The sequence below is a fragment of the Cupriavidus sp. 22TCCZM04-2 genome, assembly GCF_057798895.1.
Genome location: NZ_JBYOJS010000014.1, coordinates 16,973 through 36,354, shown reverse-complemented (window position 1 = coordinate 36,354; position 19,382 = coordinate 16,973). Strand labels below are relative to the sequence as shown.

19 protein-coding genes are annotated in these 19,382 nt (G+C 65.9%); 3 read left to right on the top strand and 16 right to left on the bottom strand.

Annotation, left to right across the window (positions count from 1 at the left end; all coding sequences use genetic code 11):
- Both AC3FKG_RS19960 and AC3FKG_RS19955 read left to right on the top strand, forming a co-directional pair.
- Entirely contained in the window at positions 1-861 is an 861-nt protein-coding gene (locus AC3FKG_RS19960; RefSeq protein ID WP_483708678.1) for an ABC transporter permease, read from the top strand.
- Positions 862-1,043: 182 nt separating this feature from the next.
- Complete coding sequence (locus AC3FKG_RS19955) at positions 1,044-1,202, top strand: hypothetical protein (RefSeq protein ID WP_483708679.1); 159 nt, start codon at positions 1,044-1,046, stop codon at positions 1,200-1,202.
- A gap of 20 nt (positions 1,203-1,222) precedes the next feature.
- On the opposite strand, the gene AC3FKG_RS19950 is transcribed toward AC3FKG_RS19955, so the two are convergent.
- The 13 genes from AC3FKG_RS19950 to asd all read right to left on the bottom strand — a co-directional run bounded on the left by AC3FKG_RS19950 (position 1,223) and on the right by asd (position 17,164).
- Positions 1,223-2,428, bottom strand: coding sequence for an O-succinylhomoserine sulfhydrylase (locus AC3FKG_RS19950; protein WP_483708680.1), 1,206 nt, complete (start codon positions 2,426-2,428; stop codon positions 1,223-1,225).
- A 311-nt stretch (positions 2,429-2,739) separates the two neighbouring features.
- Positions 2,740-4,266 carry an amidophosphoribosyltransferase gene (gene purF, locus AC3FKG_RS19945; protein ID WP_483708681.1) on the bottom strand — a complete coding sequence of 509 codons (1,527 nt, stop codon included), beginning with the start codon at positions 4,264-4,266 and terminating at the stop codon, positions 2,740-2,742.
- A gap of 100 nt (positions 4,267-4,366) precedes the next feature.
- Positions 4,367-4,864 (bottom strand): CvpA family protein, encoded by a 498-nt coding sequence (locus AC3FKG_RS19940; RefSeq protein WP_483708682.1) that lies wholly within the window; start codon positions 4,862-4,864, stop codon positions 4,367-4,369.
- Positions 4,865-4,901: 37 nt separating this feature from the next.
- Complete coding sequence (locus tag AC3FKG_RS19935; protein ID WP_483708683.1) at positions 4,902-5,639, bottom strand: SPOR domain-containing protein; 738 nt, start codon at positions 5,637-5,639, stop codon at positions 4,902-4,904.
- Positions 5,640-5,750: 111 nt separating this feature from the next.
- Positions 5,751-7,061 (bottom strand): bifunctional tetrahydrofolate synthase/dihydrofolate synthase, encoded by a 1,311-nt coding sequence (gene folC, locus AC3FKG_RS19930; RefSeq protein WP_483708684.1) that lies wholly within the window; start codon positions 7,059-7,061, stop codon positions 5,751-5,753.
- Positions 7,062-7,196: 135 nt separating this feature from the next.
- Positions 7,197-8,069: an acetyl-CoA carboxylase, carboxyltransferase subunit beta gene (gene accD, locus AC3FKG_RS19925; protein WP_483708685.1), complete on the bottom strand. Its 873-nt coding sequence runs from the start codon at positions 8,067-8,069 to the stop codon at positions 7,197-7,199.
- Between the two features lie 211 nt (positions 8,070-8,280).
- A complete protein-coding gene (gene trpA, locus AC3FKG_RS19920) occupies positions 8,281-9,078 on the bottom strand; it encodes a tryptophan synthase subunit alpha (protein ID WP_488743967.1) in 798 nt (265 codons plus the stop codon).
- A gap of 1 nt (position 9,079) precedes the next feature.
- Positions 9,080-9,994, bottom strand: coding sequence for a DNA-methyltransferase (locus tag AC3FKG_RS19915; RefSeq protein ID WP_483708687.1), 915 nt, complete (start codon positions 9,992-9,994; stop codon positions 9,080-9,082).
- Complete coding sequence (gene trpB / locus AC3FKG_RS19910) at positions 9,994-11,187, bottom strand: tryptophan synthase subunit beta (RefSeq protein ID WP_483708688.1); 1,194 nt, start codon at positions 11,185-11,187, stop codon at positions 9,994-9,996. The genes AC3FKG_RS19915 and trpB overlap by 1 nt, the downstream gene beginning before the upstream one ends.
- A gap of 114 nt (positions 11,188-11,301) precedes the next feature.
- Positions 11,302-12,003, bottom strand: a complete 702-nt coding sequence (locus tag AC3FKG_RS19905; protein WP_483708689.1) for a phosphoribosylanthranilate isomerase — start codon at positions 12,001-12,003, stop codon at positions 11,302-11,304.
- The gene (gene truA, locus AC3FKG_RS19900) at positions 11,990-12,811 is read right to left on the bottom strand and encodes a tRNA pseudouridine(38-40) synthase TruA (protein WP_483708690.1); all 822 of its coding nucleotides are present in this window, start codon (positions 12,809-12,811) and stop codon (positions 11,990-11,992) included. Before truA ends, AC3FKG_RS19905 begins: the two co-directional genes overlap by 14 nt.
- Positions 12,812-12,935: 124 nt before the next feature.
- Complete coding sequence (locus tag AC3FKG_RS19895; protein ID WP_488743966.1) at positions 12,936-15,746, bottom strand: motility hub landmark protein FimV; 2,811 nt, start codon at positions 15,744-15,746, stop codon at positions 12,936-12,938.
- A 281-nt stretch (positions 15,747-16,027) separates the two neighbouring features.
- On the bottom strand, positions 16,028-17,164 hold the full coding sequence (gene asd / locus AC3FKG_RS19890; RefSeq protein ID WP_483708692.1) for an aspartate-semialdehyde dehydrogenase: 1,137 nt from the start codon (positions 17,162-17,164) through the stop codon (positions 16,028-16,030).
- On the opposite strand from asd, the gene AC3FKG_RS19885 reads away from it, so the two are divergent.
- Positions 17,081-17,485: a hypothetical protein gene (locus tag AC3FKG_RS19885; RefSeq protein WP_488744014.1), complete on the top strand. Its 405-nt coding sequence runs from the start codon at positions 17,081-17,083 to the stop codon at positions 17,483-17,485. The genes asd and AC3FKG_RS19885 overlap by 84 nt on opposite strands.
- Before the next feature lies 1 nt (position 17,486).
- On the opposite strand, the gene leuB is transcribed toward AC3FKG_RS19885, so the two are convergent.
- Genes leuB through AC3FKG_RS19870 form a run of 3 tightly spaced genes read right to left on the bottom strand, consistent with a single transcriptional unit; the run spans position 17,487 to position 19,380 of the window.
- A complete protein-coding gene (gene leuB / locus AC3FKG_RS19880; RefSeq protein ID WP_488743965.1) occupies positions 17,487-18,554 on the bottom strand; it encodes a 3-isopropylmalate dehydrogenase in 1,068 nt (355 codons plus the stop codon).
- 33 nt (positions 18,555-18,587) lie between these two features.
- Positions 18,588-19,238, bottom strand: coding sequence for a 3-isopropylmalate dehydratase small subunit (gene leuD, locus AC3FKG_RS19875; RefSeq protein ID WP_483708694.1), 651 nt, complete (start codon positions 19,236-19,238; stop codon positions 18,588-18,590).
- 10 nt (positions 19,239-19,248) lie between these two features.
- Positions 19,249-19,380 carry an entericidin A/B family lipoprotein gene (locus AC3FKG_RS19870; RefSeq protein ID WP_483708695.1) on the bottom strand — a complete coding sequence of 44 codons (132 nt, stop codon included), beginning with the start codon at positions 19,378-19,380 and terminating at the stop codon, positions 19,249-19,251.
- Positions 19,381-19,382 lie beyond the last annotated feature (2 nt).

The following is a 19,382-nucleotide window of genomic DNA, read 5'->3' as shown; positions in this document are numbered from 1 at the left end:
ATGAGCGAACAGGATCCGCGCCAGGAAGCGGCCACCGCAGAGGTCGGCCACGCCCGCCAGGGCACCGAACCGCGGCAGCACTATCGGCAGCCGGTGCTGCCCCGCAACCTGCGCAACTGGATGATGGTCTGGTACCGCAACTACATGGTGTGGAAGAAGCTGGCGCTGCCATCGATGATCGGCAACCTGGCCGACCCGATGATCTACCTGTTCGGCCTGGGGATCGGGCTTGGCCTGCTGGTCGGGCAGGTGCATGGGGTTCCGTATATTGCCTTTCTCGCGGCTGGCACCACGGCATCGAGCGTGATGATGTCGGCCAGCTTCGAGTCCATGTATTCGGCTTTCTCGCGCATGCACGTGCAGCGCACGTGGGAAGCGATCATGCATGCGCCGCTGACCCTCGGCGACGTGGTGCTCGGAGAGATCCTGTGGGCAGCCAGCAAGGCCGTTCTGTCGGGGCTCGCCATCATGCTGGTGGCGGGAGCGTTGGGATATGCGCACATGCCGGGAGCGCTGCTCGCGCTGCCGGTGATCGTGCTGGCGGGCATCACGTTCGCCAGCCTGGCGATGATCGTGACGGCGCTGGCCCCCGGCTATGACTTCTTCATGTTCTACCAGACGCTGGTCATCACCCCGATGCTGCTGCTCTCGGGTGTCTTCTTTCCGCTTGAACAGTTGCCGGAGGGCGCACGCGCGGCCACCAATGTCCTGCCCCTCGCGCATGCGGTGGCGCTGATCCGGCCGCTGATGCTCGCACGTCCGGTCGACAACGCCGGACTGCATATCGCGGTGCTGGCCGCTTACGCCATTGTCGCGCTGGTGCTTTCGCTGGTACTGTTGCGGCGCCGCTTGCTGCGCTGAGATGCGCCAGCGGCCGGTTGCCCGGGCCCGATGACCCGGCGCTTATCCATATGCCCGCCGGGCCGCCCTGCATGCCGTTTTCGTTTTCCGGTTCTCCCCGCCCTTTACATCTGGCCGTCTGCGTCACCGGCGCCGTATTGGCTGGCGTCACGCTTGCGGGATGCAGCGTCGTTGGGGCAACCGTGGCCGTTGGCAGCGCAGCCGTATCGACCGTGGCGACCGTAGGCTCTGCCGCCGTCAGCGTTGCTTCGACGGCGGTCGGAGCAACCTATGACGTGACCAAGGCCGGCGTCAAGGCCGTGGCCGGCAGCGATAGCGAGACACCGGCCCAGGTGCCCTGAGCCGGCACCACGCAGTCCTCTTACTCGCCCAGTCCGCGCAGCAGGTCGGCCTTCAGGTCGGCCACCGACTCCAGCCCCACCGCCAGTCGAATCAGCCCTTCGCCGACGCCCGCAGCCGCCTTGGCTTCGGGCGTGACGCGCGCATGCGTGGTCGTGTACGGATGCGTGATCGTGGTACGCGTGTCGCCGAGGTTGCCGGTGATCGAGCACAGCCGCGTGTTGTCGATCACGCGCCAGGCATTCGCGCGCTGCTGCTCGGGCGTGGCGCCTTTCAGTTCGAACGACACGATAGCGCCACCGCCGCTCTGCTGGCGCATGGCGATCTCGTGCTGCGGATGCGACTTGAGCGCGGGGTGGAACACGCGCGCCACGGCAGGATGCGATTCCAGGAACTCGGCCAGCGCGAGCGCGTTGAGGGAATGCCGCTCCATTCGGATGGCCAGCGTTTCCATGCCTTTGAGCAGCACCCAGGCGTTGAAAGCGGACAGCGTCGGGCCGGCGGTGCGCACGAACGGGAATACCTTGCCCATGATGAAGTCGCGCGTGCCGACCACCGCGCCGCCCAGCACGCGGCCTTGTCCGTCGATATGCTTGGTGGCCGAATGCACCACGATATCCGCGCCGAACTTGATCGGCTGCTGCAGCGCCGGCGAACAGAAGCAGTTGTCGACGACGAGCTGCGCGCCGGCATCGTGGGCGATCTCGGCCACGGCGGCGATGTCGGCCACTTCGGTGAGCGGATTCGACGGGGTTTCCAGGAAGAACATCTTCGTGGTCGGCCGCACCGCCGCGCGCCATGCGTTCAGATCCGCCGGATCGACGAAGGTGGTCTCGATGCCGAACTTCGCGAAGATATTCCCGAACATCGTCATGGTCGAGCCGAAGATCGCGCGCGAGCTCACCAGGTGATCGCCCGCCTGCATCAGCGACATCACCACCGAGAGGATCGCGCTCATGCCCGAGGCAGTCGCCATGCAGGACTCCGCGCCCTCCAGCGCCGCCAGGCGCGACTGGAACATCGACACCGTCGGGTTGGTGAAGCGCGAATAGGTGAAGCCCTCTTCCGAGTTGGCGAAGCGTTCCGCGGCTTCGGCGGCGCTGTTGAAGCAGAAGCTCGAGGTCAGGTACATCGCCTCGGAGTGCTCCATGTATTCGCTGCGCAGCGTGCCGGCGCGCACGCCGAGGGTATCGATGCCAAGCGATTCAGGATTGAGCGGTTCGTTCATGCTGATGGCGCGGTCGTACCCGCGTGAATGCAGTGGTTCCAACAAACCGGCGGCAAAGCAGCCGGCCATGAAAAAAGCCCGTGCGATCGGGTGGTCGGATCGACGGGCTTGCGTGTTCTGCGGATACCTTGGGATTGACTCGGGATTGCGCGGCTACAGCCGCTTGTTTCCCTTCTGACGGCAATCCTCTGACGGCTATCTCTTTAGCTGTTTCGGGCAGGACCCGCGTCCGCAAGCTGACCTTCAAATCGACGCCCGGCCATGTTACGGCCGGGCCTCGCATTCGTCAACGCACGCGGGGCCGGCGCGGCTTACTCGTTGCCGCCCGAACGCTGCAGGTGCAGTTGCGAGCGCTCCATGTCGCCGGTGCCTTCGCGGTCGGCCTGGCTGCGCGCGGTTTCCAGGCGTTCCAGGTAGGCTTCGTCGATGTCGCCGGTGATATAGCGGCCGTCGAAGCACGAAGCGTCGAAGTCCTTGAGCGCAGGGTTGATGTCGCGTACGGCCTGCTTCATCGCCTCCACGTCCTGGTACACGAGCTTGTCGGCGCCGATGATCTTCGCGATCTCTTCGTGCGTGCGGCCATGGGCCACCAGCTCGCTGCGCGTCGGCATGTCGATGCCGTACACGTTCGGGTACTTCACCGGCGGCGCGGCCGAGGCAAAGATCACCTTGTTGGCGCCCGCGTCGCGCGCCATCTGCACGATTTCGAACGAAGTGGTACCGCGCACGATCGAGTCATCGACGATCAGCACGTTCTTGCCCTTGAACTCCACGCCCATGGCGTTGAGCTTCTGGCGCACCGACTTCTTGCGCACCGCCTGGCCCGGCATGATGAACGTGCGGCCCACGTAGCGGTTCTTGAAAAAGCCTTCGCGGTAGCCGACGCCCAGCCGGTTGGCCACCTGCATGGCGGCCGGGCGGCTGGAATCGGGAATCGGCATGACCACGTCGATGTCGCCGGCCGAGACTTCCTGGCGGATCTTCTCGGCCAGGTAATCGCCCATGCGCAGGCGTGCGTCATAGACGGGAACGCCGTCGATGCAGGAATCCGGGCGCGCCAGGTAGACGTATTCGAAGATACACGGCGTCAGCACGGGATTGTCCGCGCACTGCTTGCTGTGCAGCTTGCCGTCGAGGTCGATGAAGATGGCTTCACCGGGCGCCACATCGCGCTCCAGGCGGTAGCCGATGCCTTCAAGCGCCACCGACTCGGACGCCACCATCCACTCCTTGCCGCTCGGCGTGTCCACGCTGCCCAGGCACAGCGGGCGGATGCCGAATGGGTCGCGCACGGCCAGCATGCCGTAGCCCGCGATCTGCGCGGCAATGGCGTACGAGCCCTTCACACGGCGGTGCATACCGGCAACGGCTGTGAAGATGGTCTCGGGTTCCAGCGCCATGCCATGGCTGGCACGTTGCAGCTCGTCGGCCAGCACGTTCAGCAGCACCTCGGTGTCCGAGTGCGTGTTGATGTGGCGGCGATCGCGGCGGAACATCTCTTCGCGCAGCTGCTGCCAGTTGGTCAGGTTGCCGTTGTGCGACAGGATGATGCCGTACGGCGCGTTGACGTAGAAAGGCTGCGCCTCTTCTTCGCTCGATGCCGAGCCCGCGGTCGGGTAGCGGACCTGGCCGATACCAGCCGTGCCGGGCAAGCCGCGCATATTGCGCGTGCGGAACACGTCGCGCACGAGGCCGTTGGCCTTGTGCATGTGGAAGGTACTGCCGTTGGCGGTGGCGATGCCGGCAGCATCCTGTCCGCGGTGTTGCAACAACAGCAGGCTGTCGTAAATCAATTGGTTGACAGGCGAGGTGGAGACCACGCCGACGATACCGCACATGCCAAGCTCCCAGGGAAAGGCTTTGATTCAGGGGCGCAGCCTTGTCCTTAGGACACGGCTTGCGTTTCGTACCGGCCAGGCATGGGTGCCAGGCCTAATGTCATGTCTTGACGTACTTCGCCAGCTCCGGTGGCAGCCATGGCTTCAGCGATTCCATGGCCTGCATCACATAAGGGCGGCTCACCGCGTCGCGCCAGAATTCCTCTTCCGGCAATTTCGTCAGGCCGGCCAGCGTGACCAGCAGCATCACCAGCAGCGCGCCGCGCAGCAGCCCGAACACCAGCCCGAGCCCGCGATCCGCCGGCTTCAGGCCGGTGCTCTCCAGCAACTGGCCGATCACCGTGCCCGCCAGCGCCGCGCCGATCACGGTGCCGATCAGCAAGGTGATAAAGCCGAGCGCATGGCGCGCGATTTCGCCGCCGGGCAGCGACTCGGGCATCCAGCCCGCGGCCACGCCGCCAAAGCGATAGGCCACCCAGAACGCCACGACCCAGCCGATCAGCGACAGCACCTCGCGGACCAGTCCGCGCAGCACGCCGATCAGGCCGGAAGCAAGCAGGGTGAAGACGACTGCGTAGTCGAAGAAAGTCGGCTGCATCGTTGCTGGCGGCCGCGCCACGCGCGGCCACACGGGCTTACTGTTCCACCACCTTCGACGTCAGGCCGACCGCGCGCACGCGCTTGTCGGCGGCATCGGCGGCATCCCGGTCATTGAAGGGGCCCGCGCGCAGCAGGATTCGTTCGCCGTCGGCCAGCACTTTCTTTTCCACATACGCCGGCACCTTGCTCGCCTTGAGCTTGGCCAGCCAGTTCTTCGCCCGCTCTTCCGAAGAGAAGGCGCCAATCAGGATCAGGTACTTGCCGCTGCCTTGCGGCTTGGCCTCGGCGGTCTTGGCTTCGGCGGGCTTGGCGTCCGCACGGGCAGCAGGCTTTTCCGCCGCCGCGGCAGGCTTTGCAGGCGTGCTTACGAGCTCCTCGCCGGCATCGAGCGCTTCGGCGCCTTCGCCGCGGGCCTGCTGGGATTGCGGGGCCGGCGGCAGCGGCTCGGCCTTGCGGGCTTCGACCTTCGGCTTCTGCGCGGCCTGGCCGCCCGAGACCTTTACCGACACATCGTCGGAGACCGGGCGCGGCTTGGTTTCGAAGATGATGGGCAGCACGATGACGGCGGCCACCACCAGCACCACGGCGCCGATCAGGCGGCGGCGTGCGCGCTGCTTCTGCGGGAACTCGGGATCCAGCGTGTCATCGGCATATTCCTCCGCCAGCCGGCGCGACGAGGCGATGCCTGCACCAGGATCGGTGCGCTGGCGACGCGCACGCTCGGGTGCCGGGTCGTTGCCCTTGCGGGAAGAAAACAGCGAAAGCAGGCCCATAGATTGGTTCGGTGCGGCGGCCGTCCGTGTTGAGTCGGTGTCGACCGCTGGTTTGTCGCTCGATTGCCGCACGACCGTTGCGCTGCAACGATCGTACCGGCGGCGGTACCGCTAGTTTGCCTGCGTGGCGCGGTAAGCCATCACGCCGGCAACGGTATAGAACGATCCGAAGACCAGAATTCTATCATTCTCGGTCGCTCTCTCGATGGCATCCCTGTAAGCCGCCTCGGGGCTGGAAAAGCAGGCCGCCGTGGCGTCCGGCCCCGCCTGGAAACCGCCCTCTTCAAGCTTCAGCAGCAAATCGGCGGCGGTAGCGGCACGCTCGGTCGGCAGGTCGCACAGGCACCAGTGGTCGACCTTGTCGGCAACCTGGCTCAGCACCCCCGCGAGATCCTTGTCCTGCATGGCGCCGAACACCGCGTAGGTATAGCGGAAGAAGCCCATGTTCTCCATGTTCTGCCCCAGCGTGGCCGCCGCATGCGGGTTATGCGCCACGTCGAGGATCACGGCCGGCCGCCCGGGCAGGACCTGGAAGCGCCCCGGCAGTTCGACGAAGGCCAGGCCATTGCGGACTTCCTGCGCGCTGACGGGCAGCTGCGGACGCATGGCCTGCAGCGCAGCCAGCGCCGCCGACGCATTCAGCAGCTGGTTGGCGCCGCGCAGCGCGGGATAGCCGAGGCCGTTGAGCTTGCGCTCGCGCCCGCTCCAGTCCCACTGCTGGCGTTCCTGGCCCTTGGCGGCCTGGTGCCGGAAATCGCGCCCGACCAGCCACAGGTCGGCGCCGATCGCCTCGGCGTGGTCCACCAGCGATTGCGGCGGCACCGGGTCGCCGCAGATCGCCGGCACGCCAGGACGGAAGATGCCGGCCTTCTCGAAGCCGATCTTCTCGCGCGTGTCGCCGAGGTATTGCGTGTGATCGATATCGACGCTGGTGATGACCGCGCAGTCCGTGTCGATCACGTTGACGGCGTCGAGCCGGCCCCCCAGCCCCACTTCCAGCACCATGGCATCGAGCCCGGCCGCCGCAAACATATGGATGATGGCGAGCGTGGTGAACTCGAAGTACGTCAGGCTCACCGGATCGGCAAAGCTCGTGCGGGCGCGTTCCACCGCTTCGAAGTGCGGCAGCAGTTGCGCGTCCGTGGCGAACTCGCCATTGATGCGGGCGCGCTCATTGAACGACACCAGGTGCGGCGACGTATGGCAGCCCACCTTGTAGCCCGCCTCCAGCAGGATGCGCTCCAGCATGGCGCAGGTTGAGCCCTTGCCGTTGGTGCCGCCAACCGTGAACACCACGGCATCGATGCGCAGGCCCAGCGCTTCCTTGACGCGCGTGATGCGGGTCAGGCCCATGTCGATGCCCACGGGATGGGCAGTTTCGAGATGGGCGAGCCATTCGGGAAGGGTGTGGAAGACAGGCATGAGGGGGGTGAAGAGGCTTTGCTACTAGATTTGGCCAGCCGGCCTGAAAGTCAAGTTCGCTGTTGCGCGGTGGCGCCAGCAAAAGCAAAAGGCGCGTCAACCGCCCGCGCCCTTGCCTGGTCCACCGATGCGCTTTTACGCGACCGCGTCCGCGGGCTGCTTCTGCAGCAGCGCAAGCAGTTGCGCCAGCTCGGCGCGCATCTTGCGGCGGTCGACGATCATGTCGATGGCGCCCTTCTGCACCAGGAACTCCGAACGCTGGAAGCCTTCCGGCAGCTTTTCGCGCACGGTCTGCTCGATCACGCGCGGGCCGGCAAAGCCGATCAGCGCCTTGGGCTCGGCGATCACCACGTCGCCCAGGAACGCGAAGCTCGCGGACACGCCGCCCATGGTCGGGTCGGTGAGCACGCTGATGAACGGCAGCTTCGACGCGGACAGCTGGTTCAGCATGGCCGTGGTCTTGGCCATCTGCAGCAGCGACAGCAGGCTTTCCTGCATGCGCGCACCGCCCGTGGCGGTAAAGCAGATGAACGGCACCTTCTGCTCCAGCGCCGCCTGGGCACCGCGCACGAAGCGCTCGCCGACCACGGAGCCCATCGAGCCGCCCATGAATTCGAACTCGAAGCAGCTTGCCACCACCGGAATGGTGTGGATGGCACCGCCCATCACGACCATGGCATCGGTCTCGCCGGTGTCATCCATGGCCGCCTTGATGCGGTCGGGGTACTTCTTGCTGTCCTTGAACTTGAGGGCATCCACCGGCACGATTTCCTGGCCGATCTCATAACGGCCTTCGGCATCGAGCAGCGCATCCAGGCGCGCACGCGCGCTGATCCGCATATGGTGGTCGCACTTCGGGCAGACGTGCAGGTTGGCCTCGACGTCGGTCCGGTACAGGGTGGACTCGCACGACGGGCACTTGACCCACAGCCCCTCGGGAATGCCCTTGCGGGTACGGGGGTCGGTCTGTTGAATCTTTGGGGGCAGGAGTTTATCCAACCAGCTCATGAAAGCTCCTTTCGGATGACTGCCGTTCACCGTGCGCGACGGCATGACGATTGCATGACGAACATTACGCATCGGCCCGGCGATAGCCAGGGCAACGACAGGGAATCAACCCGGGAATTTACCATGCCGACAAGGATCAGCCGAAGCAGAACGCGCATCAGGCGCACGCTTCGGCACTTTTTAGCAGTCCTTAAGCCGGCAATGGATCACTTCAGGCGTCCATGGCCTGGCGAATCCCGGCAATGAACGAGCGCAGCGACTCGACCGCCTGGGCTCGCGGTGCGTCTTCGAGCAGCTGCACAAGCCGGCTGCCGATCACCACGGCGTCGGACACGCCGCTGATGGCGCGCGCGGTTTCCGAATCGCGGATGCCGAAACCCACGCCGACCGGCAGGTTGACGTGCTTCTTGATCAGCGGCATGCGCGCCGCCACGCTGTCCAGGTCGAGCGTTGCCGAGCCGGTCACGCCCTTGAGCGAGACATAGTAGACATAGCCGCTCGCCACCTTGCCCACGGCCGCGATGCGGTCGTCGGTGGAGGTCGGTGCGAGCAGGAAGATCGGGTCGATGCCGTTGTCGCGCATCAGCGCGGCGAAGGACTCGCACTCCTCGGGCGGGTAGTCGACCACCAGCACGCCATCCACGCCCGCGTCGCGAGCGGCACCGGCAAAGGCGGCTTCGCCCATGCGCTCGATCGGATTGGCATAGCCCATCAGCACGACCGGCGTGTCGGCATTGGTCTGGCGGAATTCACGCACCCACTGCAGCACCTGCGTGAGCGACACGCCACTGGCCAGTGCGCGCTCGGAAGCACGCTGGATCACCGGGCCATCGGCCATCGGATCGGAAAACGGCACGCCGAGCTCGATCACGTCGGCGCCGCCGGCAACGAGCGCGTGCATCAGGGCCACGGTCAGGCCCGGTTCCGGGTCGCCAGCGGTGATGAACGGAATCAGGCCCTTCTTGTTCTGCGCGGCCAGCGCCGCGAATGTCTTCTGGATGCGGGACATATCAGGGAATCAGGTGAGGCCGCTGCGCCGACGAATCCTCGTCATTGGCAGCCGCCGATGTTGGGTTGCGGTCCGCCTCGGACCTGGCCAGTTGCACGGCCGCTGCCACGCGTCCGCGAGCCACCTCGACATACTCGGGATTGATCTCGAAGCCCGCGAAGCGCCGCCCGTGGCGCAGGCACGCCACGGCGGTCGTGCCGCTGCCGGCGAACGGATCCAGCACCAGGCCGCCCGGCGGACAGCTCGACAGCACCATGCGCTCGACAATCTCCAGCGGCTTCTGCGTGGGATGGTTGGCGCGTTCCGGGTCTTGCCGGTGGATGCGCGAGATGCTCCACAGGTCCTTGGGGTTGTAGCCCATCTCGAGCCACTTCTTGCCTTCGAAACGCGGGCGGCTGCGCGCCTTCTTGGTCTCCGGGTCATACGGGATGCGCACCGGGTCCAGGTCGAAGTAGTAGTCGCGCGCCTTGGCGAAAAAGCCAATGTTGTCGTGCACCGACGAGTACTTGCGCGTGGTGCCGCCCATGCTCGGCACGCGGCGGTCCCAGATGATCTCGTTGATCATGGTCAGGCGGCGCTTGAGCATGACAAACAACTCGGGCGAGTACTGCCAGGTGCAGAACAGGTACAGCGTGCCCTTGGGCGACAGCTTGGGGCAGACGGCATCCATCCAGCGCTCGGACCACTCCAGGTAGGCCTGGCCGGAGAGCAGGTCGGAGTCATTGCCGTAGTCCTTGCCCAGCCCGTAGGGCGGATCGGCGACGATGAGGTCGACCGAACCATCCGGCAGGCGCGCAATGCCCTCGAACATGTCTTCCTGGAACAGCTGCAGCGCGGGCGCGTCCGCCGCGCCGGGCAGGTCCGAAGCCCCGCCCAGGGCCAGTTCCGAAGGTGCGGAAGGTGGCAGCGCGCGCATCAGAGCTTGAGCCCCGAACGTTCGGCCACGGTATGCATGTCCTTGTCGCCGCGGCCGGACAGGTTCACCAGCAACAACTTGTCCTTGGGCAGCGTTGGCGCCAGCTTGCATGCATAGGCAATGGCGTGGCTCGATTCCAGCGCCGGGATGATGCCCTCGATGCGGCAGCAGTCGTGGAAAGCCTTGAGGGCCTCTTCATCGGTGATCGGCACGTACTGCGCGCGGCCGATGTCCTTGAGCCAGGCATGCTCGGGTCCGACGCCCGGATAGTCGAGGCCAGCCGACACCGAATGCGTCTCGATGATCTGGCCGTTCTCGTCCTGCAGCAGGTAGGTGCGATTGCCGTGCAGCACGCCGGGCGTGCCGCCGGTCAGCGAGGCCGCATGTCGGCCGGTATCCAGGCCATCGCCTGCTGCTTCCACGCCGATCAGCTGCACGTCCTTGTGCTCGATATACGGGTAGAAGATGCCCATCGCATTGGAGCCGCCGCCCACGCAGGCGATCACGGCATCCGGCTGGCGGCCGGTCATTTCGGGCATCTGCACCTTGGCTTCCTCGCCGATCACGCACTGGAAATCGCGCACCATCATCGGGTAGGGGTGCGGGCCGGCGACAGTGCCGATGATATAGAAGGTGCTCTCGACGTTGGTCACCCAGTCGCGCATGGCTTCGTTGAGCGCGTCCTTGAGCGTGCGCGAGCCGCTTTCCACCGGCACCACGGTGGCGCCCAGCAGCTTCATGCGATAGACGTTGGCGGCCTGGCGCTTGACGTCCTCCGAGCCCATATAGACCACGCATTCCATGCCGAAACGCGCGGCAATGGTGGCCGTGGCCACGCCGTGCTGGCCGGCGCCGGTCTCGGCGATCACGCGCTTCTTGCCCATGCGCTTCGCAAGCAGCGCCTGGCCGATCACGTTGTTGATCTTGTGGGCGCCGGTGTGGTTCAGGTCTTCGCGCTTGAGATAGACCTGGGCGCCGCCGAGCAGCTCGCTCCAGCGCTGCGCGTGGTAGATCGGCGACGGGCGGCCGACAAAGTGCTTCAGTTCACGACGGAATTCGGCATCGAACTCCGGATCTTTCTGGTAGTGGGCATAGGCCTCGCGCAGTTCATCGAGCGCGTGGACCAGCGTCTCGGAGACGAAGGTGCCGCCATAAGGGCCGAAATGGCCACGGGAATCGGGCAGGTCGTACATGTCTGGACTCTTCAGGTCAGCGGCCTTGCCTCGGGGCAAGGGCGCAAATTTGACGGTGATGCGGGTGGCGCGGCCAGCGGACTGCCGGGCAAAGCGGCGATCTTGCGACTCGCCTCATCCGGCCTCGGCACTGCGGACAGCGCGCACGAACGCGGCAATGCGGGCGTGGTCTTTCACGCCCTTGGCGGCCTCGACGCCGCTGCTGACATCCACAGCGTAGGGCCGCACGCGTTCAATCGCGCCAGCGACGTTTTGCGCGTTCAACCCACCACTCAAAACGATGCGAGGAGCGCCGCTTGCGTTCGGGTTGCGGGTGGACGGATGGGACGGATGGTTGGAAGCGAGCCATGCCGGAGGAATCAGGGTCCAGTCGAAGACGTGGCCGCCGCCGCCATAGCCCTCGACGAAGGCATCCAGCAGCAGGCCAGCGGCATCACGGTATTGATCGGCGAATTCTATCAAATCGAGACCGGGCCGCACACGCGCCGCGCGCAGAAAAGGCAGGCGGCAGCGCTGCGCAATCTGCGAGCAGTCCTGCGGGCTCTCGTCACCGTGGAACTGAAGCAGCGTCAGCGGCACACGCTCGGCCACGTGGGCCACCTCTTCCATGTCGGCATTGACAAACAGGCCCACCACCGAGACGAACGGCCCGGCGGCTTCGGCGAGCTGGGCGGCGCGCGCCAGGTCGACGTAGCGCGGGCTGGGCGGATAGAACACCAGCCCGATGGCATCGGCGCCGGCATCGACCGCGGCCCGCACGTCTTCCTCGCGCGTCAGGCCGCAGATCTTGATGCGGGTGCGCTCAGGCTGCGTCATGGGGAAACACTCCGTGGAACAGGCTGGCGGACGAGTCGGCCGCCGGAATCTGGAAAGCCTCAGGATACTTCACGTCCGCGAGGTACAAGCCGTCGGGCATGAACGTCGGTGCGGCAAGCTTGCGATCGCGCCCGTTCAGCACCTCGCCCAGCCAGTGCGCCGGGTAACGCCCCCGCCCCACCGCCACCAGGCAACCCATCAGGTTGCGCACCATGTGGTGCAGGAAGGCACTGGCGCGAAACCGCACGAAGGTCCAGTTGCCGTCCGCCTTCAGCGTCACGTCGTACATGGTCTTGACCGGCGATTTGGCCTGGCACTCGGCGGCGCGGAACGACGAAAAATCATGCTCACCCAGCAGGCACCGGGAAGCCTCGCGCATGGCATCCACATCCAGCCGCTGGCCCGGCGGCAGCATCAGATACCCGGCGCGCCCATGCGCGAGCGGCACGCGGTGCGGCCCGGTGTAGAGCGCGTAGTAGTACATGCGCTCGAATGCGAGAAAGCGAGCGTGAAAGTCCTCACTGACCGGAAGCGCCCACTGCAGCGCAATCGAAGGCGGCAGGAAGGCATTGACGCCACGCACCCACGAGAACCTTTCACGGTTCAGCGTGGTATCGAGGTGGATCACCTGGCCCAGCGCATGCACGCCGGCATCGGTGCGGCCCGCCACGGTGGTCAGCAGGCGCACGCCGGCGAAGCGCTCGATGGCGTCCTCGAGGTGGTCCTGCACGGTATTGCGATGGGGCTGCGACTGCCAGCCGGAAAAGGCTGCACCGTCGTAGTGGAGGCCGATGGCGATGCGGTTCATGGCGCGGAAGACTGGCCCGCCAATCGAGGGGGCCGACAAAAACAAATGCGCCGGAAGGGACGCTTCCGGCGCATCGCTTCGGGCCGCGGCAAGCATGCCGCCTGCCCGGACCGTCGATGATAACTCAGGCGACCTCGAGCAGCAGCGAGCGCGCCTCGGCTTGCAGGTCGTCCTGCGACTGCTCCACGACTTCCTGCAGCAGTTCGCGCGCGCCTTCCTTGTCGCCGATTTCGATGTAGGCGCGGGCCAGGTCGAGCTTGATCTGCATATCGCGCCCGCCATCAATGCCGTCCGTCGACAGCGTGCTCGGCGAGACGCCCGGCGTGGTGTCCGCGCCGCTGTCGCTCATGCCAATGGCGGCCAGATCGATCGGCTCGGGCAGCTTGCCGTCACGGATCATGGTCGGGGACGGCAGCGGCGTAGCGGCCTCGGCGTCGCTGCGCGCTTCGGCCGTGGATCCGGCACTAAGGTCGAGCGAGATGCCCGACATGTCGAAATCCAGTCCGCGCGAGCGCGTCGGCGTGTCCAGGCGCGGCACGTCCGCCAGGGCGTCGTCACCGGTAACCGGCAGCGTCAGGTCCAGGCCATCGTCGAATTTCCCAGCCGGTTCAAGCGACTCGTCCGCGTGAATGGCGGTATCGCCAAACACCAGTGCGGCCGATTCCGGCGCCACGATCGGGTCGCCGGCCGCCGGTGCCGGGAAGGCATCGAGCGGCAGGGCCAGGTCCGCCAGCGAGGCTTCGCGCGGCGCCGCGGCAGGGTTCTGCGACGGATCCTGCGTGCGCCACTGATCGCCCGGCGCGGTGGCCGTTTCTGGACCACCACTGGTATCCGGCGTCACCGACAGGAACAACGCATTGCCCGCATCGAGTGCGCGCCCCATTTCCGCGGCCTTGAGCCATTCCGCGCCTTGTCCACCGGTCTGGGCGAACATCTCTTCTGCAATCACGCGGAAACCTTCCACATCCTGACGATTACTGTAAATCTCCAGGAGCTTGAGCCTGATCGGCTGCTGCTCCGGATCCTTCTCGAGCGCTTCGCGCAGGATCTCTTCTGCCTGCACATCGCGCCCGTAGGCGATATAGACTTCCGCCTCGGCGATCGGGTCGACCTCGCTGGCCTCCGGCATGTTGTTGCCGATACGGAAATCGGCACCGAACACGCTGTGCTGCGAGGTGTCCACGCTCTGGCCACCGGCGGCGCCAAACAGCGAATTGGCGCCGGCCATCACGGTGCTTTCCTGCGACAGGATGCTGTCACCGAAGGCGCCGCTATCGGCCGTCTTCTGCTGCTGGCGGCGGCGATAGATTGCATAGCCGCCCAGCAGCGCGACCAGCAGGCCGCCGCCCGGCAACAGCATCGGGTTGGCCAGCAGGCCGTCGAGGAACGACGGCTCCGGAGCGGGCTGTGCCTGCACCACGACCGGCGGACGCCTGACGGCCGGGGCAGCGGCCTGCGCAGCGCTGGCCGCCGCGGCCGGCGCCGAGGCGGCCGCCGTTGCAGTGGCCGCCGCCGCGGCCGGAGCTGCCGCCGCACTGGCGGTCGCCTGTGCCGCGGTTGCGGCCGGCGTGGCTGGCGTGGTTTCGGCCGGCGCATCCGCCTTCGGCGGCTCGGCTGCGACCACGTTCGGCGCCTTGGCTTCCGTCTTCGCGGCCTTGTCCGCCGCCTTCTCGGCCTTGTCCTTGTCGGCCAATGCTGCCTGGTTGGCCTGAGTCAGCTTGGCGATCTCGCTGTTCTTCAGCTCGATCAGCTTCTGCATGTCGCCGACGTTCTTTTCGAGCTGTGCCAGACGGCTCTCGGCTTCCTTCAACTGCCGCTCGCGCGCGACGCTGGCTTCGGCCTGCGCCGCGGCACTGGCCGCGCCCGAGCGCTCGGCCTTGCTCAGCTTGAGTTCGTTCTGCGGGCCCGCGGCCGGCACGGCCTGGTCCTGCACGCGTGCGGTGACGTTGCCAGACTGCTGGCGACCGCTGTCCGGCTCGACCGACTTGGCCGCGGCGGCACCCGCCAGGCGGCTCCGGTAGGCGTCAAAGCCTTGCGTGCGCGCAACCACCTCGCGGCGGGCAGCCTTGGGCGCCACCGACTGTGCCTGCTGGCGCGAAGGCACCTGCAGCACGGTGCCGGATTTCAGGCGGTTGATGTTGCCGCCGATAAAGGCATTCGGATTGTTTCGGTAGAGCGCGACCAGCATCTGGTCCAGCGACACGCCCTCCTGATCCATCAGGGCATCGCCGGCGATCGACGACAGCGTGTCGCCGCGCTTGACCGTGTACGCACCGCCTGCGGCTGCGTCGGCGCCAGCCTGTGCTGGCTGGGCGCGGTGCGTGGCAGCTTGCCTCGCGGGCTTGGCCGCCGGGACCGGAGCCGGAGCAGCCGGCTGCGTGCCCTGCGCGACGGCGGGCTGCGGCGGTGCCGACACCGGTGCGGCGGCCGGCGACGCGTCCGGCGTGGCGGCCTGCACGACCGTCGCGGGCGAGAAACTCTGGTTGGAAGGCTTGGCCCCGGCGGGGTCAAGCAGGAATGTATAGGCCCGCGACACCTTGCCGCTGGACCAGCTCATGTCGACCAGGATGTCGACGAATGGCTCGCTGATCGGCTGGCTGGACCGGACCTTGGCCACGTAGCTGCCATTGGCGCGGCGCTCGATGTCAAGCCGCAGGCTGCTCACTGCCGGCACATAGGTCAGCCCCGCGCGGGCATATGCCGCCGGAGGGGCCAGCTTGATGCTGAGTCCTGCTGCCTCTTCTGCACTCACCCCGCTGATGTCGATCTCGGCCTGCAGCGGCTGACCCAGATTCGACTGAACCCGCAATTGCCCGAACCCCGCGGCATAGGCAGCCGGCTGCGCAAGCAGCAGGCCGATAGCCGTAACGGCCAGCGTTGACCAGCGCTGACGGACGGTTGGCGCATCTTTCCGGCGATGTTGGCTCACACTCACCTTGTGCTCCGTTATGGTTTTAGTAGCGATAGAAACCCGACCCCAAAGCATTCGCTCCGGCTAGCGGGCATTCTTGTGCGCCCGTCGCCAGATTGCGCGCAGTGCCGACACGAAGGCCGGCACGCAGGCGCATGCCGACGTATTGTGACCCATCCCCCGGGGAAATAGGCGTTCAGATGTAACAACGCCGCGCAGGGGCGCGGCGTCACAGGCTGATCCGGGGTTTCTGTTGCCTGGCCGCAACGATAGCCGCCAGGTCCCGAAAGGTCGGTTCCGGAGGATCAGGACTCGATCAAAATGCGCAGCATACGGCGCAGCGGTTCGGCCGCGCCCCACAGCAGCTGGTCGCCCACGGTGAAGGCGGACAGGTACTCACCACCCATCTGCATCTTGCGCAGGCGGCCGACCGGAATGGTCAGCGTGCCGGTCACGGCAGCGGGGGTCAGGTCCGTCATGCTGGCTTCACGCGTGTTCGGCACCACCTTGGCCCACTGGTTGGCCTCGGCGAGCATGCTTTCGATCTCGTCCAGCGGCACATCCTTGCGCAGCTTGATGGTCAGCGCCTGCGAATGGCAGCGCATGGCGCCGATGCGCACGCACAGCCCGTCCACGGCGATCGGCGTAGCGCCGGTCGCGCCCAGGAACCCTTCGCCGCGGCCCAGAATCTTGTTGGTCTCGGCGCCGCCCTTCCATTCTTCCTTCGACTGGCCGTTGCCCAGGTCCTTGTCGATCCAGGGAATCAGGTTTCCGGCCAGCGGCACGCCGAACTGCTTGGTTTCCTCGGCGGACAGGCCGTGCTGCGTCGCCAGGATCTGGCGGTCGATTTCCAGGATGGCCGACGCCGGGTTGTCCAGCAGCGGCCTGACCGAAGCGTTGAGCGTGCCGAACTGCGTCAGCAGCTCGCGCATATGCTGCGCGCCGCCGCCCGAGGCTGCCTGGTAGGTCATCGACGTCATCCATTCGACCATGTCGGCCTGGAACAGGCCACCCAGGCCGATCAGCATGCAGCTGACCGTGCAGTTGCCACCGATGAAATTCTTCACGCCCTTGGACAGCGCATCCTTGATCACACCCTGGTTCACCGGATCCAGCACGATGATGGCATCGTCCTTCATGCGCAGCGACGAAGCCGCGTCGATCCAGTAGCCCTTCCACCCAGCCGCGCGCAGCTTCGGGAAGACTTCATTGGTGTAGTCGCCGCCCTGGGCGGTCAGCACCACGTCGCACTTCTTCAGTGCCTCGATGTCGTTGGCATCCTTGAGCGTGGTTTCGTTCTTGGCCATGGCGGGCGCCTTGCCGCCGGCATTGGACGTGCTGAAGAAGACGGGCTCGATATGGTCGAAATCACGCTCTTCCTGCATGCGCTGCATCAGGACGCTGCCGACCATTCCCCGCCAACCGACGAGACCTACAATCATGATTTACCTCGGATGTGTTTTTTACTTCCCCGCCATTTTCCTCGCCCGGCGTGGCTGCGCGGGGAAGACGGGCAGGCACGACGAACGGATCTAGGCGATCGCGGTTTTAATAATAGTTTTAATCGTCGTTGCGGTCTGGCCGAGCGAAATCGTGCCGACCGGGCCGCGGGTAGCGGTCAGGGCAGCAACAGCAGTCAGGGTGGACTGGGAAAATCGGGCCATCCACAGAGTCTACACGATTTTGCGGCGCTGCCGCAGCGTGGGAAATCAGGACAAATAAAAGAAAAGGCGCTGCAATGCAGCGCCTTTCCCGGATTGTGACTTACAGAGCGGCCAGTACGGCTTCGCCCATTTCACGCGTGCCGACCTGCTTGCAGCCCGGCGTCAGGATGTCGCCGGTGCGATAGCCCTGCGCCAGCACCTTCTTGACGGCGTTCTCGATGCGATCGGCCTGCTCGGCCTTGTTCAGCGAGTAGCGCAGCATCATCGCGGCCGACAGGATGGTGGCCAGCGGATTGGCCACGCCCTTGCCGGCGATGTCCGGCGCCGAGCCGTGCGACGGCTCGTACAGGCCCTTGTTGTTCGCATCGAGCGATGCCGACGGCAGCATGCCGATCGAACCGGTCAGCATGGCAGCCTCGTCCGACAGGATGTCGCCGAACATGTTGCCGGTCACGATCACGTCGAAGCTCTTGGGCGCCTTGATCAGCTGCATGGCGGCGTTGTCGACATACATGTGCGACAGCTCGACGTCCGGATATTCCTTGCTGACGTCGATCACGATGTCCTTCCAGAACTGGAAGGTCTCGAGCACGTTGGCCTTGTCCACGCTGCAGAGCTTCTTGCCGCGCCTGGCCGCGGCCTGGAACGCGACGTGCGCGATGCGGCGGATTTCCGGCTCGCTGTAGCGCATGGTGTCGAAGCCTTCGCGCGCGCCCTTGAACAGGCCGTCCGGCGCCTCGCGAACACCGCGCGGCTGGCCGAAATAGATGTCGCCGTTCAGTTCGCGCACGATCAGGATGTCGAGGCCCGCCACCAGTTCCGGCTTCAGGCTCGATGCGCCCGTCAGTTCGGGGTAGCAGATGGCCGGGCGAAAGTTGGCGAACAGCTGCAGGTGCTTGCGCAGGCCCAGGATGGCCTGCTCCGGGCGCAGCGCGCGCTCCAGGCTGTCGTACTTCCAGTCGCCCACGGCGCCGAACAGGATGGCGTCGGCTTCCTGGGCGAGCTTCAGCGTGTTTTCCGGCAGCGGATGGCCTTCGGCCTCGTAGCCGGCGCCGCCCACCGGGGCGGTTTCCATCTCGAACTTCTCGTCGAGGGCGTTCAGGACCTTGACGGCCTCGGCAACGATTTCCGGACCGATGCCGTCACCCGGCAGGACTGCGATCTTCATGCTGTTTTCCTCGTTTGATTTTTGCTGCCGCGCTCAGCCGACCAGGCGGTTGTTCAGCCACGGCATCCTTGCCACGCGCTCGGCTTCATACGCCTTGATCTTCTCGGCATGACGCAGCGTCAGGCCGATGTCGTCGAAGCCGTTCAGCATGCAGTACTTGCGGAACGGGGCGATGTCGAAGCTGTAGGCATCGCCGCCCGGCGTGATCACGGCCTGCTTGTCCAGGTCGATGGTCAGTTTGTAGCCGTTGAAGGCGTTGGTCTCGTTGATCAGGTGGTCGACCTGCAACTCGCTCAGCACCACCGGCAGCAGGCCGTTCTTGTAGCAATTGTTGAAGAAGATATCGGCAAAGCTCGGCGCGATCACGGCGCGGAAGCCGTATTGCGTCAGCGCCCACGGTGCGTGTTCACGCGAGCTGCCGCAGCCGAAGTTGCGGCGCGCGAGCAGGATCGACGCGCCCTGGTAGCGCGGCTGGTTCAGCACGAAGTCCGGGTTCAGGGGACGCTTGCTGTTGTCCATGCCGGGCTCGCCGACGTCCTTGTAGCGCCACTCGTCGAACAGGTTCGGGCCGAAGCCGGTACGCTGGATCGACTTCAGGAACTGCTTCGGGATGATGGCGTCGGTATCGACGTTTTCGCGGTCGAGCGGGGCCACGAGGCCGCTGTGTACGGTGAACTTGTCCATGTCTCTTTCCTTACTTCTTGGCCGCGCGCTCAAGCGAGCTGCCGGCGGCCTGCGTGTCCTTGCCCAGGCCGGCCATGGTATTGCAGCCGGCCAGCTGCAGCATGCCCAGGCATGCCAGCACTGCGATCAGGATCCGTTTCATCG

Excerpts from the sequence above, each read along its gene's own strand:
- AC3FKG_RS19960 (WP_483708678.1), top strand. The coding sequence starts at position 1 with ATGAGCGAACAGGATCCGCGCCAGGAAGCGGCCACCGCAGAGGTCGGC.
- AC3FKG_RS19950 (WP_483708680.1), bottom strand. The coding sequence starts at position 2,428 with ATGAACGAACCGCTCAATCCTGAATCGCTTGGCATCGATACCCTCGGC.
- purF (WP_483708681.1), bottom strand. The coding sequence starts at position 4,266 with ATGTGCGGTATCGTCGGCGTGGTCTCCACCTCGCCTGTCAACCAATTG.
- AC3FKG_RS19940 (WP_483708682.1), bottom strand. The coding sequence starts at position 4,864 with ATGCAGCCGACTTTCTTCGACTACGCAGTCGTCTTCACCCTGCTTGCT.
- AC3FKG_RS19935 (WP_483708683.1), bottom strand. The coding sequence starts at position 5,639 with ATGGGCCTGCTTTCGCTGTTTTCTTCCCGCAAGGGCAACGACCCGGCA.
- folC (WP_483708684.1), bottom strand. The coding sequence starts at position 7,061 with ATGCCTGTCTTCCACACCCTTCCCGAATGGCTCGCCCATCTCGAAACT.
- accD (WP_483708685.1), bottom strand. The coding sequence starts at position 8,069 with ATGAGCTGGTTGGATAAACTCCTGCCCCCAAAGATTCAACAGACCGAC.
- trpA (WP_488743967.1), bottom strand. The coding sequence starts at position 9,078 with ATGTCCCGCATCCAGAAGACATTCGCGGCGCTGGCCGCGCAGAACAAG.
- AC3FKG_RS19915 (WP_483708687.1), bottom strand. The coding sequence starts at position 9,994 with ATGCGCGCGCTGCCACCTTCCGCACCTTCGGAACTGGCCCTGGGCGGG.
- trpB (WP_483708688.1), bottom strand. The coding sequence starts at position 11,187 with ATGTACGACCTGCCCGATTCCCGTGGCCATTTCGGCCCTTATGGCGGC.
- AC3FKG_RS19905 (WP_483708689.1), bottom strand. The coding sequence starts at position 12,003 with ATGACGCAGCCTGAGCGCACCCGCATCAAGATCTGCGGCCTGACGCGC.
- truA (WP_483708690.1), bottom strand. The coding sequence starts at position 12,811 with ATGAACCGCATCGCCATCGGCCTCCACTACGACGGTGCAGCCTTTTCC.
- AC3FKG_RS19885 (WP_488744014.1), top strand. The coding sequence starts at position 17,081 with ATGGTCGAAATCACGCTCTTCCTGCATGCGCTGCATCAGGACGCTGCC.
- asd (WP_483708692.1), bottom strand. The coding sequence starts at position 17,164 with ATGATTGTAGGTCTCGTCGGTTGGCGGGGAATGGTCGGCAGCGTCCTG.
- leuB (WP_488743965.1), bottom strand. The coding sequence starts at position 18,554 with ATGAAGATCGCAGTCCTGCCGGGTGACGGCATCGGTCCGGAAATCGTT.
- leuD (WP_483708694.1), bottom strand. The coding sequence starts at position 19,238 with ATGGACAAGTTCACCGTACACAGCGGCCTCGTGGCCCCGCTCGACCGC.
- AC3FKG_RS19870 (WP_483708695.1), bottom strand. The coding sequence starts at position 19,380 with ATGAAACGGATCCTGATCGCAGTGCTGGCATGCCTGGGCATGCTGCAG.